The following is a 15,846-nucleotide window of genomic DNA, read 5'->3' as shown; positions in this document are numbered from 1 at the left end:
GAACGATTGCCGGATTAACTATGTACGGGCTCGGGTTGCATCACCTTCAAAGCCTCTTCCGGTGATTGTAAATAAAGTTCGTAGATCAGTTGGGTTTTGCCGACGCGAATTTCGAACGTATCGGTTTCCAGCGCCTGGACAAACTCCTGCGCCACCACCGATGGCGCAATGCCCGTGTGCCCGCCGATCATAGTCGAAAATTCGGTGTCGACCAGGGGCGGCATCAACTCAAACACCGCGACGTTGCTGGTCCGGCGCAAGGCAACTCGTAGCGACTGGGTGTAGGAATGCAGCGCAGCTTTGCTGGCCGAATAAGTTGGTATGGTTCCAGGAACAAACGCCACGATTGACGACACGTTGACAATGGCCGCTTCGGGCTGCGACTTCAGCAAGGGTAGCAGGTATTCGTTCAGGCGAATCACGGCTAGAAAATTGGTCAGCATTTCATCCTGTGCGCTCTCAAAAGCACCTTCGCTGTTCGCGATATCATACAGAATTGCCCGGCCAGCGTTGTTGATGACCAGGTTCAGGTCTGGAAAATCGTGGGTTAACGTAGCCACTAAGGCCGCGGTGTCTGCTTCTTTACTGACGTCACTGACAATACCGGTGGCGTTTTCTAACTGGCTCAGTGCCGTATCAAGCCGCTGCTGGCTTCGGCCGGTAATGATGACTTTGTTTCCCCTGGCCGATAATTCTTTAGCGATTTCAAGACCGATGCCTGCACTGCCGCCTGTAATCAGGACGGTATTCTGTGTCGTTTTCATAGCTGTGTTTTCTGCGATCAATTTAGACTTTAAATACCATATGGTATTTTTTAGTTCATTACCGATCATTTTTTTATGACTGCTTCCCTAACCTCTTGTCTTAAGAAAGCGTAGATCAGACGCAAAAAGGATAAACGCCCGAAGCCAGTTTATTGTAAGTCAATAACTTAATAAACAGAAAAGTATTTATGAGCCTACGACAAAAAAAATGTCCAACGGCATCTACAATCCGCCGTTTGCCGAAGGCATTAGAACTAATAAGCTAAAATATACCTTTTAGTACGAAAAAGGTGGTTTTTATCTATAGTTTAATACCAGCTAATGTTACACCGAGTTGTTATTACCGGCCTGGGTGCATTGACGCCCATGGGCCACGACATTCCGACCTTCTGGCAGAACCTCGTGGCCGGGCGAAGTATGATTGCGCCCATTACCCGTTTCGATCCCTCTTCGTTCAGAACGCAGTTTGCTTCCGAACTCAAGCAATATGATCCCTCCCCCTATCTGAGTCATGCCGACATCCGGCGTACGGATCTGTTCACCCAGTATGCCCTGATTGCTTCCGATCAGGCGATTCGAGATTCCGGCTTCGAGCTGACACGGATGGACCCGTTCGACGTAGGGGTCATCTGGGGGTCTGGTCAGGGCGGCATGGATACTTTTGAAGGACAGGTAACCGAGTATGTGCTGGGCAATGGTCAACCGCGGTTCAGCCCGTTCTTTATCCCTAAACTCATTGCCAACATGGCTTCCGGTATGATCTCGATCCGGAATGGCTACATGGGAATCAATTACACGACGGTTTCGGCCTGCGCTACGTCGAATACGGCGATTATGGATGCCTTTACGTACATCCGGCTCGGAAAAGCCAAAATCATCGTAACCGGCGGTTCGGAAGCGCCCATCACCCCCGCTTCGTTCGGCGGGTTTAGCGCCCTGAAAGCGATGTCAGCCCGCAACGATGATCCTGCCACTGCGTCACGCCCGTTCGATGTTAGCCGGGACGGCTTCGTAATGGCTGAAGGAGCCGGAGCGCTGGTTCTGGAAGAGTATGAACATGCGGTTAAACGCGGGGCGACCATTTATGGTGAGATTACCGGTGCCGCCATGACCGCTGATGCCTACCACATGACGGCTACCCATCCGGAAGGCATCGGAGCGGCCAAAGCCATGCAATTGGCCCTGACCGAAGCGCAGTTATCCATCGCTGATCTGGATTATCTGAACACCCATGCCACGTCGACCTCCGTTGGCGATCTATCCGAAATGAAAGCCCTCACCCAACTGACCGGCCCCGGAAAAACGAAGCTCCACATCAGCGCGACCAAGTCGATTACAGGTCACCTGTTGGGTGCGGCCGGTGCTGTCGAAGCCATCATCTGCCTGCTGTCTATGCGTGATAACCTGGTCCCGCCGACCATCAACACCACCGAAATCGACCCGGCGATTCCGACAAACCTGAACATCGTTTTGAAAGACGCCTTATCGACTCCGGTCAATACGGCCATGAGCAACACGTTCGGTTTCGGTGGGCACAATGGCATCGTCGTCTTCCAGAAAATCTAGCAGGTCGTAACGCGGCCGACCGTCCGCGTTACGATCGTTTATTGTCCACAGAGGCACAGAGAAGACAGCGTTTCCAGTTATTAAATGCTTAGTGTTCTTTGTGCCTCTGTGGGCGTTCAATTTTTTCCTTCAGAAATTCGGGTCCGGTTCGCGCGAGTAGGATCAGAGCGAAACGGGTTTCTTATCGAAAAGACAGTTCATGACCCGGTTCGGCTCCGTTTCGCTCGCTCTCGTTACTATTTTCTGGCTGCTTTCTGGGTTTGCGGCTCAGGCCCGTATCATTCGCATCGAGATTACCAGCCGACAGTCGCCAACGTTTGAGGGCAAGGTGTTTGGTCAGGTTGGCGCCTACGAAAAACTGCGTGGGAAAGCCTACGGTGAACTCGACCCGGACAGTCCGCAGAACGCGCTGATCACCGACCTTCGACGGGCTCCCCGTAACGCCCGCGGCAGGGTCGAGTATGCGATGGATATTTACATTCTCAAACCCATCGACCTGACCAAAGGCAATCACAAGCTTTTTCTGGAAGTCAATAACCGGGGTGGAAAACTGTTTGGCGGACTAAACAACAGCAGCGGAGGCAACGACCCGACCACAGCCGCGCACGCAGGCAACGGGTTTCTCATGAACCGGGGCTACACCCTGGTGTGGAATGGCTGGGATCCGTCGGCAACTGCCGTGAATAATAACCTGACCATCAGCGTCCCGGTAGTTAACAATCCGGATGGAACGCCCATTACCGGCCCTTCCTATGAGTATATTGTGTACGACAACCCAACCACACGTCAGCATTCGCTTGCTTATCCGGCTGCAACGCTGAACAAAGGCCAGGCTACCCTTACGGTGCGCGATCAGCTACAGCAGGCTCCTGCTCCCATTCCAGCGGATGGCTGGGAATACGCTGATGCCCGAACGATCCGATTGCTACCCGCCGGAACCCCGTTTCGGCAAAGCGCCATATATGAGTTCAGCTACACGGCGCGCGATCCGATCGTGGCAGGCATAGGCTTTGCCGCTACCCGTGACTTCGTTTCGTTTTTACGCTATGCTGTAGCCGACGACTTTGGCAATCCCAATCCACTGACTAATACGATCCAGTTTACGTTCTCTTATACGGTTTCGCAGCCCGCCCGATACCTGAATGATTTTCAGACGCTCGGGTTCAACGCCGACGAGAGCGGCAGGCGCGTGATCGACGGAATGGAGAACTGGCTGGGTGGTGGCAGCGGTATTGGCCTGAATGTCCGGTTTGCGCAACCTTCCCGGACCGAGCGCAACCGGCAGAATCACTTGTACCCCGAAGCAGTCTTTCCGTTCGCGTATCCGGTCCTGACCGACCCATTGACGGGAAAAACCGCCGGGCGCATGGCCGCCTGTTCGGTCAGTAATACTTGCCCCAAAGTAGTTGAAATCAATTCGGCGAATGAGTACTGGGTCAAAGCGGCTTCGCTCCTGCATACCGATCTGGCCGGAAATGATTTACCCGATCCGGAGCATGTGCGTTTTTTTCTAGTGTCGGGCGCGCAGCACGGCACGGGCAACGCAACCTCGCGCGGAATGTGTCAGCAGTTTCAGAACCCGACCAATGCCGAACCGCTGCTTCGGGCACTGTTCGTTGCTTTGGAGGATTGGGTAACCAACGGCATCGAACCGCCCAACAGCTCGGTTCCCAGGCGGGCCGATGGTACGGCAGTCCTGGCCGTTTCTCAGGCTGGCGCTCAGACAGGATACATCCCGCAGAAGGCGCTGAACTGGCCAACCCTTCCGGGCATAACCTACACGGGCCTGATCACCACGCGTTACCAACTGGACTTTGGCCCTGCTTTCGATCAGGGGCTGATAAGCCTATATCCACCTGCAACGGCCGGACGGCCTACCTACCCCATATTTGTTTCTAAAGTCGACAGCGATGGTAACGAGCTGGCGGGGGTTCGGCTCCCTCCGGTGGCGGCTCCCAGGGCCACTACCACTGGCTGGGCCCTCCGACGGGCTGAATTCGGAGAAAACGAAGGCTGTGAAGGGGCTGGGCAGTTCATTCCGTTCAGAGCCACGAAGGCCGAGCGTATGGCCGCTCACGACCCTCGTCCGTCACTTGAAGAGCGGTATCCTACTCATACGGCCTACGTCGAGGCTGTCCGACGGGTAGTTACGGCCCTGGTTAGCCAGCGGTTACTCCTGGCAGAAGATGCACGGCAATACCTCAGCGAAGCAGAAAGCAGCTCCTTACTCACCAGGTAATAGCTAAAGAAAGACCGAAAGGAAGCCTGTTTATTAGCTAAAGCAGGAAACAGGATAAAACCGTTTTTCCTGGCTTTTTGATGGTGCTGAATGAACCGATTTTAGACTTGGTAAATTATTTATCAACTGGTACTTTTTTAACACAAACCATCACAATTTATACACATAATAAGCGCATTATCAACTCATTAACCGCTTACTCAACATATCGATTCCTTCTCGTTCAAGCGGGGCTGCCAAACAACAGCGTTAAACATCCTACCCGAAATTGTGTTTTTACATGAAGTCCCGCATGCTTATCTGCAGGATCGGACTTAGGCAAAAGGTAACATTTGTCTAATTTATTCATGTAAACTTATTCAACGTATGGCCCATTTAATTCGCACGTACTTCGTACAGAGTACGCTTCTGATGCTGCTGGCAGCCGCTCCTTTTTTCTACAGCTGCAAAAACGATACGCCCGATCCGAACGGCGGCACCACTCCTCCTACTTCCGGAACGACGACCAATCCGGGTTCAGGTACTACCACAAATCCGGGTTCAGGTACCAGCACCAATCCAGGCTCAGGCACTACCACGAATCCGGGAACAGGTACGACAGTGGTGGTAGCAACCGCCGACTACATCAAGCAGAAAAGTAATCTTACGTTGCTGAATGCAGCCATTACCCGCTCAGGTCTGACCAGCGAATTCAACAAAGGGAACGTCACGGTCTTCGCACCCTCGGACGATGCGTTTAAGGCTGCGGGTTATGCGGATGCCAATGCCGTATCGGCAGCCCCGGCGGCCGATCTGGAGCGTATTCTGCGTTACCACATCGTGAATTCACGGCAGGACATATCGTCGATGCCAACGGCGGTCAATACCTCCTACCAAACCGATCTGGCCGATAACTCAATTTCGGTATACAAAGCGAGTTCGACCGACGTTAGCGTCAACCAGGCTAAAATTACGGAAGGCGACAATCCGACAACGAATTCGGTGGTGCACGTTATCAATAAAGTGCTTATGCCACCTACGAGTAACATCATAACGACGATCAAGGGAAATACGAACCTATCTTTGCTGGCAGCGGCTATCGATCGAGCCGGATCGACAACGCAGGACCTGCTGAACAAGGCGACGCAGAATGGATACACGTTCTTTGCTCCAACCAACGACGCGTTTAAAGCGGCAGGCTATGCTGATGAAGCCGCTATCAAAGCGGCAGATCAGAAGAAAATCTCCGATCTGGTGCTTTATCATCTGCTGAACTACCGCGCCTTTACCCAGACGTTCCAGAATGGAGCTGACATCGTTACGGCGCAGGGGACCAGCGTCCGGACCAGTGTCAGCGGTGGAAAAGTTACCCTAACGGGTAAAGGAAACGGCACCAATGCCGCCAACATTACCCAGGCTGACGTGGTTGCTTCCAATGGTATCATCGATATTATCGACCGGGTACTGCTGATTCAATAACAACCGCTAGTTTTCTTTGGCACACCGGGCCGGATTGTATAATCCGGCCCGGTGTGTTTTATCGATATTCAGGGCAATCTAATCGGTTTTGTAGTGGCCAATTAAGCGCTAACGGGCGATTTCCGGTATTCGGTCGGCGTTTTTTTGGTATGCTGCTTGAAGAAGGTAGTGAAGTAAGCCGCTGAATTAAACCCGGTTTCGCCAGCAATATCGGCCATGGTTCGGGTGGTTTCGCGCAACAGGTATTTGGCCCGTTTCAGCCGGATTTCGGTCAGGTAATCCATCACATTCATATCGAGCAGCGCCTGCACTTTCCGGTACAGCTGCACGCGCGACAGGCCCATTTCCCGACTTAGTTTTTCGACCCCAAACCCAGGATCGCTCAGGTTTTGCTCGATCAGGGCGGTCAGTTCGTTCAGAAATTTTTTCTCTTCCCGATTACCGACCGCCGGAACGAAATCCGATGCAAACCGTTGCTGCCATTTCTGCCGGTTAGCCAGGGTAGTCCGGAGCGTTTCGAGCAGAAACGTCGCGTTGAAAGGCTTGGTCATGTACACATCGGCTCCGGCCCGGGTGCCTTCGATGTGGTTTTCGGGCTGATTTTTGGCTGTCAGCAGCACAACGGGAATATGCGAGGTCCGCAGGTCGGTTTTAAGCCGGTGGGTTAGTTGCAGGCCATCCATTCCGGGCATCATCACATCGCTGATAATCAGATCCGGAACGATGTCAAGTGCCCGTTCCCAGCCTGCATACCCGTCCGTTTCGGCAACGACATCGAACTCGCTGCTCAGCCGATTCACCAGAAACGTTCGCAGGTCATCGTTATCTTCCACGATCAGGATCGTAGCTGCGTGTCTGGCTATTACTGGCGTCGGGTGCTCCTGGAGTCCATCGGTTTCAGTGTCCGGCAGATAGCCGGCGATCAGGTTCCGATTACCCGGTCCAGCCATTTCATCTTCCTGCAAATGTGCATTGCCCAGGGGTAGCCGAATCGTAAAGGTAGTTCCCTGGCCGGGTTCGGAACGGACGACTATTTCGCCCCGATGCAGTTGAATAAACTCCATGGACAACGCCAGCCCTATCCCCTTAGCCAGATTGAATGGCTTGCTCCCGCTGTAAAACAGATCGAAGGCGTGGCTTTGCTCATCGGCACTCATACCCTGGCCGTTGTCTACCACCTGGAGCTGTACCTGATCTGCGAGTCGATCGAGCCGCACATGGATCAGCCCACCCCTGGGTGTATATTTAAACGCGTTCGACAACAGGTTGAACAACACCTTGTCCAGCTTCTCGGCATCGAACCAGAGAGGTTGCTCAGGCAAAGCGGTAATCAGTTGTAAATCGATACGCTGGCTTTCGGCCTTACGGTTGAAGTCAGAGACAATCTCGCGAACAAACGCAACAAGATCCTGTTCTGCCGCCCGTAGGCGCTGCTTACCCGCATCCGATTTGCGCAGATCCAGCATCTGGTCGACCAACCGAAGGAGCCGGTAGGCATTTTTCTGTACCAGCAACAAATTACTTTTCAGCTCATGGGTGCTAACACTTTTCTTACTCAGCAAGTCTTCGGTCGGTGTCAGAATCAGGCTTAGCGGGGTGTTGAATTCGTGCGAGATGTAGGAGTAAAACCGGAGTTTTTCTTCGGTAGCCAGGCGGGCCTGTTGCGACACGGCTTCAATTTTATTCTTCTGATCCAGAATTTCCTGGTTCTGGTTTTCCAGTGTCTGGTAGGCAGTCTGCTTCGAGCGAAAGAGATACAACGCCCATCCCCCCAGCAGCACGGCCACAATCAGGCTGCCGATCGTCAGATAGAGCGTATTTTGCTGCGAAAGGTAGGTTTGTTTCAGTTCGTCGATCCGGCGAATCTGCCGCTCAATATCCAGCTGCTGCTCCATAACCTTCTGATTCTGAAGCTTCATGGTTCGCACGTTCGACGAATCGATAAGGGTGATGGGCAGGCGATTTTCCCGTTTGAACGGTTGTTTATGCAGAATGGCAACTGCCGTACGAATGGCTTCTTTGCCGCCGGTCGGATACAGTACGGTGGCGTCCAGAATACCGCGTTCGACCAGATCGATGCCTTCGTTTTTGCCGGGAAGTCCGTCAACGCCTATAATCTTCACCTGGCCTTCTAAACCCACCTGCCGACAGATCTGGTACGCTTTCAGGGCCGTCCGGTCGTTCTGCGCAAAAATGAGCTGAATGGCAGGCTGCGCCTTTACTAGATGAGTCAGCTCGTCGGCAAAGGAACGCTTATCCCAGTCGCCTTCCAGCTTCCTGACCAGGTGAACATCCGGATACTGCCGAATGGCCGCCATAAACCCACGGTGCCGGTCGATGTCGGCGGAAGAACCCGGCGACTCGCCAATCTCGATCACGTGGCCTTTCCGGCGCAGAAGCGCATAAGCGAACCTCCCCGCTGTTTGCCCAACTTCCAGGTTATCGGCCCCCACATAAGCCGTGTACTGATCCGACGCGGTACGCCGGTCCAGAACAACCACCGGAATTCCCTGCTGGTAGGCTTTTTCGACCACGGGCGTGATGGGCAGAGCCGCATTGGGCGAGACGATGAGCAGGTCGACGTGCTGATCGATCAGTTCCTGAATCTGGCTGACCTGACGATCACTTTGTCCACCGGCATCTTTCACCAGAAGCTCAACGTCGGGGTTGAAGGACAACTCCCGACGCATATCCTCCAGCATGGTTTTCCGCCAGGTGTCGGCCTCCGTCCGCTGCGAAAACCCGATCCGGTACGTTTTAGTGGGTTCCTCCGTAGAATGACAACCGCCCGTCAGTAGCCCGACAAGTATCACCCACTGGCTGGCCACTTTCAGCGAAGCGCTTCGTTCAGCTAAAGTAACCAGAAAATAGCTGAGCGATTTTTTAAGGTAGGTCATACGGGGTGGGTGATCGAACGGCATTGACCAAAGATAATGTATAAGCATTTGAATACAAGTTGCCGCAAATCATGCACCGTTCCGGCTCATTGGTTCTTTTTTCGGACTAAACGCGCTCATGATGACCGCAAAATCCTATCAGTTTTGGAAAAGATAGTTTATAAAACAAGAAAGAGTTTGTTGTACTTTTGCCGAGTTGCAGTCATTAACTAATCCGCCCTAACCTTCTTTCAATCAGTACGTAAACTAGGTTAGTCTAGTAATAATCACCCACTCCAACGTAGTTTAACCCCTCATTTATGCAGCGAAAAATCCGCCGGGAGGATGCCTTGGAATACCACGCCAAAGGGCGTCCCGGTAAACTCGAAGTTATTCCGACCAAAGATCATAGCACCCAGGCCGACCTATCGCTGGCCTACTCGCCCGGCGTAGCCGAACCCTGCCTGGCCATTGCCGAAAACCGCGAAGACGTTTATAAATACACGGCTAAAGGGAATCTGGTAGCGGTCATTAGCAACGGTACGGCCGTATTGGGTCTGGGCGATATCGGCCCTGAGGCCAGCAAACCAGTCATGGAGGGCAAAGGCCTGCTGTTCAAAATCTACGCCGATATCGATGTGTTCGACATTGAGCTGGATACCAAAGATGTCGATGAGTTTGTCCGGATGGTAAAGATTCTGGAGCCGACCTTCGGAGGGGTTAATCTGGAAGATATCAAAGCGCCGGAATGTTTTGCTATTGAAGAACGCCTGAAGGCCGAACTCAACATCCCGATCATGCACGACGATCAGCATGGCACCGCCATTATTTCGGCTGCCGCCCTGCTGAATGCGCTCGAAATCGTGGAAAAAACCATTCAGGACGCCCGAATTCTGGTCAACGGAGCCGGAGCTTCGGCCATTTCGTGTACGAAGCTGTACATCGCGCTCGGGGCCAATCCAGCCAATATCGTTATGTGCGACAGCAAAGGCGTTATCCGGGCCGACCGCACGGACCTCGATGAACGTAAACGCCTGTTTGCTACCAGCCGCGACCTGCATACACTCGAAGAAGCGTTCGTGGGCGCCGATGTGTTCGTGGGTTTGTCGAAAGGCAATACCGTCAGCCAAAACATGGTCCGGTCGATGGCCGAGTACCCGATTGTTTTTGCTATGGCCAACCCAACACCCGAGATCAGCTACGAAGAGGCTACGGCAGCCCGGCCCGACATTATCATGGCCACAGGCCGCTCAGACTACCCGAATCAGGTCAATAACGTTCTTGGTTTTCCGTACATTTTTCGGGGAGCGCTGGACGTACGGGCCACCGAAATCAACGAAGCTATGAAACTGGCGGCCGTGCGGGCGCTGGCGGACATGGCCAAAAAACCCGTACCGGACCTGGTCAATATGGCTTACGGAACGGATAACCTGCTCTTCGGCCGCGATTATATCATTCCCAAACCCGTCGATCCGCGCCTGCTCGAAACCGTAGCGCCGGCAGTAGCCAAAGCGGCTATGGAATCGGGTGTGGCAAAGCAGCCCATTACCGACTGGGAAGCCTACGAGAGTCAGTTGGCGCGTCGGCTGGGACAGGATACGCGCATTTCGCGGGTCATCAACAACAAAGCCCGTACGAATCCGAAACGGGTGGTCTTTGCCGACGCCGAGAACCTGAAAGTGCTTAAAGCGGCTCAACAGGTTAAAGACGGCGGGATTGCGCACCCGATCCTGCTGGGCGAAAAAACCATGATCCAGGCCATGCTCGACCAGAACAACCTCGACCTGGGGGATGTGCCGATCATCAATCCGCGCGAACATCCCGAACTTATCGAACAGTTCGGCGACGTGTTTTATCAGAACCGGTATCGGAAAGGCGTCAGTGTGGCCGACGCCCGCAAGCGTATGTATTCGCGCACATATTTCGGAGCCATGATGGTCGAAACGGGCCAGGCCGACGCGCTGATTTCGGGACTGACACACAACTACCCCGACACGATTCGGCCGGCATTACAGGTCATCGGTAAAGAACCGGGTGTGCAGAAAGTGGCCGGCATGTACATTCTGCTGACAGCTCGTGGACCGCTGTTCTTCTCCGACACGACGGTCAATATGGACCCGACGGCCGACGAGATCGTCGAGATTACCGAACTGACAGCACGGGCCGTGGAGCGGTTCAACATTAAACCCCGAATTGCGCTGGTCACCTACTCCAACTTTGGCAGCGCTAAAGGCGAGGACGCTGACAAAATGCAGCAGGCAGCGGAGATTCTCCAGCAGAAGCACCCCGATCTGGTGGTCGATGGGTCGATGCAGGCGCACCTGGCGTTCAACACGGATTTATTACGGCAGAATTACCCGCTCAGCAAACTCGTCGATGAAGGAGCCAACACACTGATCTTCCCGAATTTGTCGGCGGCTAATATTGCGTATAACCTCATGCGTGAAACGGCTGGTCCCCGTTCGGCTGGCTTCGACGCCATCGGTCCGATTTTGCTGGGCATGCGCAAGCCGGTGTACGTACTGCAGTTGGGTTCGTCGGAGCGGGAAATTGCCAATATGGTGGCCATTGCCGTGGTCGAAGCCCAGAGCGGAAGTTAAGTTGGTTGGTTAAATGATTAAATAAACACTAAAACCTGCTGGTAGACTCGTCATCAGCGACGAGTGGCCTGTCGTCAGAAAGGTAGTAAATCTGTTTTCCATACCTGTTCGGCTACGTTCAAAATTGACCAAGGTTGATGCCCAGGAACAAACCTTTATATACACAGACGGCCAGACTCTCCAACCATAATTTACCAACTGTACTTTGTTGCCGGAAGCCTGCCTTAAAAAGGTGGGCTTTTTGCTAACCAAAAACCATAAAGAGCGTCAGAAGCACATACCCACTCAACTGTTCCACAAGGTAACAGTACTTATTTTTATGGTTGACAGAAACTATGAATGAAGAACAACGCAAACGAGTCCTTGTCAATGTTCGAACGCAATTAGCTCGCCTGCAACAATACCTCCGAGACGCAAGTGAGCGCATGGAAGAAAAAGAGAAGAATAAAATTTTAGACAAAATGATAACACGGACTAAATTTCTGGACGGGTTGGAAAAGTGAAACAGGGTCGCAAAGCCCTGCCTACCCGTTTAACGATGAAAACAGCACCGAAAAAACAAATGGCTTCGGCCGGTACACCCGAGCGGGACCGATTTCAGGAATTAATGGCCGAAATAGATGCAGTGATCCAAGAGGCAATTAGTTCTCTTCAACAGAATGGCTAACTCCTGCCGAATATGCCAAGCGGTTTGGTCTAAAATCAACAAACGTAGTTAGCAACTGGATTCGACGGGGCATTATCCCGGCTGAAAACAGCATGCATGTGCCCGTACTGAATGACATACGCCTAATCAAAGCTGTGCCCTACCACGAGTAACCCATCCCAGCATGCAGGCTTGAGGGCTGGTAAGAAACCAAGATTTGACGTTCCTGCTTAATTCTGCGTGATTCCTTAGCTTATCAGGGTTATGCTCAATCCCTGCCGCAGGGTGTTATGGATTTCGGCGATTCGGTCTGTGTGCGCAATCAGCTCGGCAATCGCTTCGGGCGGGGCATCGGCAACGACAGACGCCTGGTAGCTAAAGTTGCGGCCGGGTTCGCCAACATCCCCAAACTCGCCGGTGACAACGACCTTTACTTCCGATACGGTCATGTTTCGCCGGGCTGCTTCCCGGTAAATGTCGTTGCAGAAACAGGTGGCTAAAGACAGCAGCAGCAGTTCGCCCCCGTTGATGGACGAGCCGTAGCCCGACGGTTTCGCGGCTATTTGCACGGTTTTCGAGTCGCCGTTGGTTTGCACCACGATTTCGTGGTGCTCGAATTTGCTGGATATGGTAGCGGACATCTGCATATTCAGAATAAGTAGGGTTAAAGAGACCAAAGTACGGGTGGGACGACGATCGATTACTACCGCAAAATAAAGTGTTTACGCCCTCGTATTGAAGCCATTAGCGATATGACTACATTTAGTCTGAATCCTAATCTTCCATCAAAATCCTATACTACCATGAAAGTTCTACACTGCAGAGATGTTGGTTTCGATTGCCCCGGTATTGTGCGGGCAGAAAGCGAAACGGAGGTGTTGCAGCAAGCGGCTCAGCACGCTCAGGAAGTTCATCATGTAACGATCTCCCCCGAAATGGCCGAGCAGATCAAGCCGCTGATACACGACGAGTAAGCGTAAACGAAACCCCTGGTAAACTGCCGTTCGCTCAATGATTTTCTCCTTGTGCCGAGCGGCCGTTTAGTTTGCAGCCTACATCCGTCAAATTCCTTCTTTTTATGGCTCGCATCCTTGCTGCTTACCTCATCGTGTTGACAAGCGCCTTCCGCCTACCCTATGCGGACGGTGTTGCCGGAACCTGGAAACGCTCCGCCATGACGCTGGTAGACGCTAGTGGCAAAACCACCGATATGCTGCCCATGCTGTCGAAAACGATGCCCTGTGCAAAAGATATCACGTACACCTTCTCCAGCGACGGACAGATGAAAACGAACGTGCCGGATGCGTGTGGATCGATGAAGAAAACCATCGAATCCATGAATGCAGTGGGCCGGTGGTCTCTTAGCGGGAACCAGTTGACCGTTACAACCACGATGAAACAATTCCCGCCGGCTATTTACGAGGTTAGCTTTACGGGAAATACCATGAGCTGGGTTTTTAATTACGAAAACAACCCCAAAACACCTAATCCGACCAAAGCGCAACGAATGACCATCGTTTATCAGCGGATTTAAGGCCGCATAAACGGGAAGCGGATCAACACGGATCGATTCGTTCGCAGCGTTTTTATATGACCAGGGTATCAGACTGGCCGCGAACGCCAATGCTGTTGGCCCCCAGCCAGGACTTGGATCATCGGTCACGATTAGTACGCACGCAATCAGCATTATGGCTCGATCGAATCCCGTCTTCGGCCCAAAAGCCTTTCCTGTTATCCTTCGGGCCGGTTTGGTTGCCGGCATGCTGGATGCGCTGGGGGCCATGAGTACATTTATGCTCAGGGGAGGCAAAGATCCGCTTATGGTCTGGAGATACGTCGCCAGTGGAGCTTTCGGCAACGAAGCGCTCAAGGGTGGCTCTGCCCCGGTAGTATGGGGCCTGGGGTTTCATTTCGTTATTGCGCTGACCTTTGCCGCCTTTTTCTACCTGATTTACCCATCGCTCCGCCGGCTGATCAGCAACCCAATCCTGACCGGCCTGCTTTACGGTGTATTCGTCTGGGTAGTCATGAATCTGCTTGTACTACCGCTGAGCCAGGTTGCTCCCCCGGTTTTCGAAATCTCCCGGGTGCTCATTGGCCTGAGTGTACTGATGCTGTGCGTCGGCTTACCCATCGCACTGATTGTCAACCGATATCGCGGGTTTTAATGAGGCTGTAACCAGTAAATCCGTGCGGGAAAGTTATAGTGAAAAGTGACTGAACCGGCAATGCAGCAGACGCTCTGCGTTGCCGGTCCAAGAGAATCCCACAAATTACTGTGAGCCTGCCACGAAAGCGACCTGTCTCATGATCGGGAAAGAGAATTCGTTCAACCGATTAAAACGATGGTGCATTCGCTACCCGATGCGCAGGAGTTCCTGTACCTGATTATCTCCGCATCAGCGCCGTTCGGCGGGAGTCGAGCCGGAGGAAAATAAACAGCAGGATCGAGAACGACCAGAGTGAGGAGCCGCCATAACTGAAAAAAGGCAGCGGAATCCCGATAACCGGTACCAGCCCGATAGTCATGCCAATGTTGATGATGACGTGGAAGAAGATAATCCCGGCAACGCAGTAGCCGTATACCCTGGCAAATTTGGTGCGCTGTTTTTCGGCCAGGATGATAATCCGGGTCACGAGCGCCAGAAACAGGGCGATCACTACGAAACTGCCCAGAAATCCATGTTCTTCGCCAACGGTGCAGAAAATGAAATCGGTGCTTTGCTCCGGCACGAAATCGAACTTTGTCTGGGTTCCTTCCAGAAACCCTTTGCCGTATAGCCGCCCGGAACCGATTGCGATTTTTGCCTGGGTGACGTTCCAGCCCACCCCCAGCGGATCGATGGTCGGGTCGACGAGCACTTTGATCCGGTTGCGCTGGTGCTGTTGCAGTACGTCGTTTACGAAGAAATCGACGCCTATCACCACCACCATCATTCCCACACCCACCAGACCCAGCGAAATCAGGTTCTGAGCCGTTCGGCTATACCGGGGCATCAGCAATACGATAATCAGCAGCAGGGCAACGATACCGATAAAAATATACAATTTCGGGAACACGAGCGCCAGAATGAACAACACCACCACTGTCAGCCCGACGGCCGGAATCCAGGCGGGTAGCCCCTCCCGGTATAACATGATCACGAACGACGCAAATACGAGGGTCGAACCCGTTTCGTTGGAGGCCAGGATCAGCAAACAAGGCAGCACGATGATGCCGGCGATATACATCAGATCCTTCTGTTTGGTCAGGCTAACGCCCGGTATATCCAGGTATTTGGCCAGGGCCAGGGCGGTAGCCATTTTAGCGAATTCGGCGGGCTGAATCTGAAAACCGCCAAACTTGATCCACGACCGCGATCCGTTGATATTCGCACCGGCCACCAGCACCAGCAATAGCAGGACAATCATAATGCCGTAGAAAACAAAGGCAAACGTATCGAAAAACGTGTGGTTGACGACCAGAATGCAGATGATCAGTACAACGGTCGTGCCAATCCACATCAATTGTTTGCCGGCATTGGTCGATAAGTCGAACAGACTGGTCTGATCCTCCGGGCTGTACACAGCCGCATACACATTGATCAGGCCGATAGTCACGCAGCCCAGGTAAAGCAGCAGCGTGATCCAATCGATGGGTTGCGCAAAAGGGTCGTTACGACGCGCCATAAAAGGAAACGGAAAAAGCGTACGGAAA

General features: G+C 52.9%; 12 protein-coding genes. 8 read left to right on the top strand and 4 right to left on the bottom strand.

What is annotated here, in order from left to right; translation table 11 throughout:
- Nucleotides 1–14: 14 nt before the first annotated feature.
- Nucleotides 15–764: an SDR family oxidoreductase gene (locus ACYVC2_RS08265; RefSeq protein WP_461101832.1), complete on the bottom strand. Its 750-nt coding sequence runs from the start codon at nt 762–764 to the stop codon at nt 15–17.
- Nucleotides 765–1,085: 321 nt separating this feature from the next.
- Here ACYVC2_RS08265 and fabF point away from each other — a divergent pair, with 321 nt between their 5' ends.
- From fabF to ACYVC2_RS08250, 3 genes are all read left to right on the top strand, one after another.
- A complete protein-coding gene (gene fabF / locus ACYVC2_RS08260) occupies nt 1,086–2,330 on the top strand; it encodes a beta-ketoacyl-ACP synthase II (RefSeq protein ID WP_461101831.1) in 1,245 nt (414 codons plus the stop codon).
- 199 nt (nt 2,331–2,529) lie between these two features.
- On the top strand, nt 2,530–4,569 hold the full coding sequence (locus tag ACYVC2_RS08255; RefSeq protein WP_461101830.1) for an alpha/beta hydrolase domain-containing protein: 2,040 nt from the start codon (nt 2,530–2,532) through the stop codon (nt 4,567–4,569).
- A 366-nt stretch (nt 4,570–4,935) separates the two neighbouring features.
- Entirely contained in the window at nt 4,936–6,027 is a 1,092-nt protein-coding gene (locus tag ACYVC2_RS08250) for a fasciclin domain-containing protein (RefSeq protein WP_461101829.1), read from the top strand.
- A gap of 101 nt (nt 6,028–6,128) precedes the next feature.
- On the opposite strand, the gene ACYVC2_RS08245 is transcribed toward ACYVC2_RS08250, so the two are convergent.
- Nucleotides 6,129–8,924 (bottom strand): hybrid sensor histidine kinase/response regulator transcription factor, encoded by a 2,796-nt coding sequence (locus tag ACYVC2_RS08245; RefSeq protein ID WP_461101828.1) that lies wholly within the window; start codon nt 8,922–8,924, stop codon nt 6,129–6,131.
- Nucleotides 8,925–9,223: 299 nt separating this feature from the next.
- Between ACYVC2_RS08245 and ACYVC2_RS08240 the strand changes: the two genes are divergently transcribed.
- Complete coding sequence (locus tag ACYVC2_RS08240; RefSeq protein ID WP_461101827.1) at nt 9,224–11,503, top strand: NADP-dependent malic enzyme; 2,280 nt, start codon at nt 9,224–9,226, stop codon at nt 11,501–11,503.
- A gap of 335 nt (nt 11,504–11,838) precedes the next feature.
- Entirely contained in the window at nt 11,839–12,006 is a 168-nt protein-coding gene (locus ACYVC2_RS08235; RefSeq protein WP_461101826.1) for a hypothetical protein, read from the top strand.
- A gap of 391 nt (nt 12,007–12,397) precedes the next feature.
- On the opposite strand, the gene ACYVC2_RS08230 is transcribed toward ACYVC2_RS08235, so the two are convergent.
- Nucleotides 12,398–12,790: an OsmC family protein gene (locus ACYVC2_RS08230; RefSeq protein WP_461101825.1), complete on the bottom strand. Its 393-nt coding sequence runs from the start codon at nt 12,788–12,790 to the stop codon at nt 12,398–12,400.
- A 162-nt stretch (nt 12,791–12,952) separates the two neighbouring features.
- Here ACYVC2_RS08230 and ACYVC2_RS08225 point away from each other — a divergent pair, with 162 nt between their 5' ends.
- The 3 genes from ACYVC2_RS08225 to ACYVC2_RS08215 all read left to right on the top strand — a co-directional run bounded on the left by ACYVC2_RS08225 (nt 12,953) and on the right by ACYVC2_RS08215 (nt 14,317).
- Nucleotides 12,953–13,123, top strand: coding sequence for a DUF1059 domain-containing protein (locus tag ACYVC2_RS08225; RefSeq protein WP_461101824.1), 171 nt, complete (start codon nt 12,953–12,955; stop codon nt 13,121–13,123).
- A 104-nt stretch (nt 13,124–13,227) separates the two neighbouring features.
- Nucleotides 13,228–13,683, top strand: coding sequence for a lipocalin-like domain-containing protein (locus ACYVC2_RS08220; RefSeq protein ID WP_461101823.1), 456 nt, complete (start codon nt 13,228–13,230; stop codon nt 13,681–13,683).
- A gap of 154 nt (nt 13,684–13,837) precedes the next feature.
- On the top strand, nt 13,838–14,317 hold the full coding sequence (locus tag ACYVC2_RS08215) for a DUF1440 domain-containing protein (RefSeq protein ID WP_461101822.1): 480 nt from the start codon (nt 13,838–13,840) through the stop codon (nt 14,315–14,317).
- Nucleotides 14,318–14,537: 220 nt separating this feature from the next.
- Here the strand turns inward: ACYVC2_RS08215 and rodA are convergent, their stop codons facing one another.
- Nucleotides 14,538–15,818, bottom strand: a complete 1,281-nt coding sequence (gene rodA / locus ACYVC2_RS08210; protein WP_461101821.1) for a rod shape-determining protein RodA — start codon at nt 15,816–15,818, stop codon at nt 14,538–14,540.
- Nucleotides 15,819–15,846: the final 28 nt, after the last annotated feature.

The sequence above is a fragment of the Spirosoma koreense genome (assembly GCF_054777875.1).
Note: the sequence above shows the minus strand (reverse complement) of the source record. Positions and strands in the feature narration are given on the sequence as shown.

Excerpts from the sequence above, each read along its gene's own strand:
- ACYVC2_RS08215 (WP_461101822.1), top strand. The coding sequence starts at position 13,838 with ATGGCTCGATCGAATCCCGTCTTCGGCCCAAAAGCCTTTCCTGTTATC.
- ACYVC2_RS08240 (WP_461101827.1), top strand. The coding sequence starts at position 9,224 with ATGCAGCGAAAAATCCGCCGGGAGGATGCCTTGGAATACCACGCCAAA.
- ACYVC2_RS08235 (WP_461101826.1), top strand. The coding sequence starts at position 11,839 with ATGAATGAAGAACAACGCAAACGAGTCCTTGTCAATGTTCGAACGCAA.
- ACYVC2_RS08255 (WP_461101830.1), top strand. The coding sequence starts at position 2,530 with ATGACCCGGTTCGGCTCCGTTTCGCTCGCTCTCGTTACTATTTTCTGG.
- ACYVC2_RS08265 (WP_461101832.1), bottom strand. The coding sequence starts at position 764 with ATGAAAACGACACAGAATACCGTCCTGATTACAGGCGGCAGTGCAGGC.
- ACYVC2_RS08225 (WP_461101824.1), top strand. The coding sequence starts at position 12,953 with ATGAAAGTTCTACACTGCAGAGATGTTGGTTTCGATTGCCCCGGTATT.
- ACYVC2_RS08230 (WP_461101825.1), bottom strand. The coding sequence starts at position 12,790 with ATGTCCGCTACCATATCCAGCAAATTCGAGCACCACGAAATCGTGGTG.
- fabF (WP_461101831.1), top strand. The coding sequence starts at position 1,086 with ATGTTACACCGAGTTGTTATTACCGGCCTGGGTGCATTGACGCCCATG.
- rodA (WP_461101821.1), bottom strand. The coding sequence starts at position 15,818 with ATGGCGCGTCGTAACGACCCTTTTGCGCAACCCATCGATTGGATCACG.
- ACYVC2_RS08250 (WP_461101829.1), top strand. The coding sequence starts at position 4,936 with ATGGCCCATTTAATTCGCACGTACTTCGTACAGAGTACGCTTCTGATG.
- ACYVC2_RS08245 (WP_461101828.1), bottom strand. The coding sequence starts at position 8,924 with ATGACCTACCTTAAAAAATCGCTCAGCTATTTTCTGGTTACTTTAGCT.
- ACYVC2_RS08220 (WP_461101823.1), top strand. The coding sequence starts at position 13,228 with ATGGCTCGCATCCTTGCTGCTTACCTCATCGTGTTGACAAGCGCCTTC.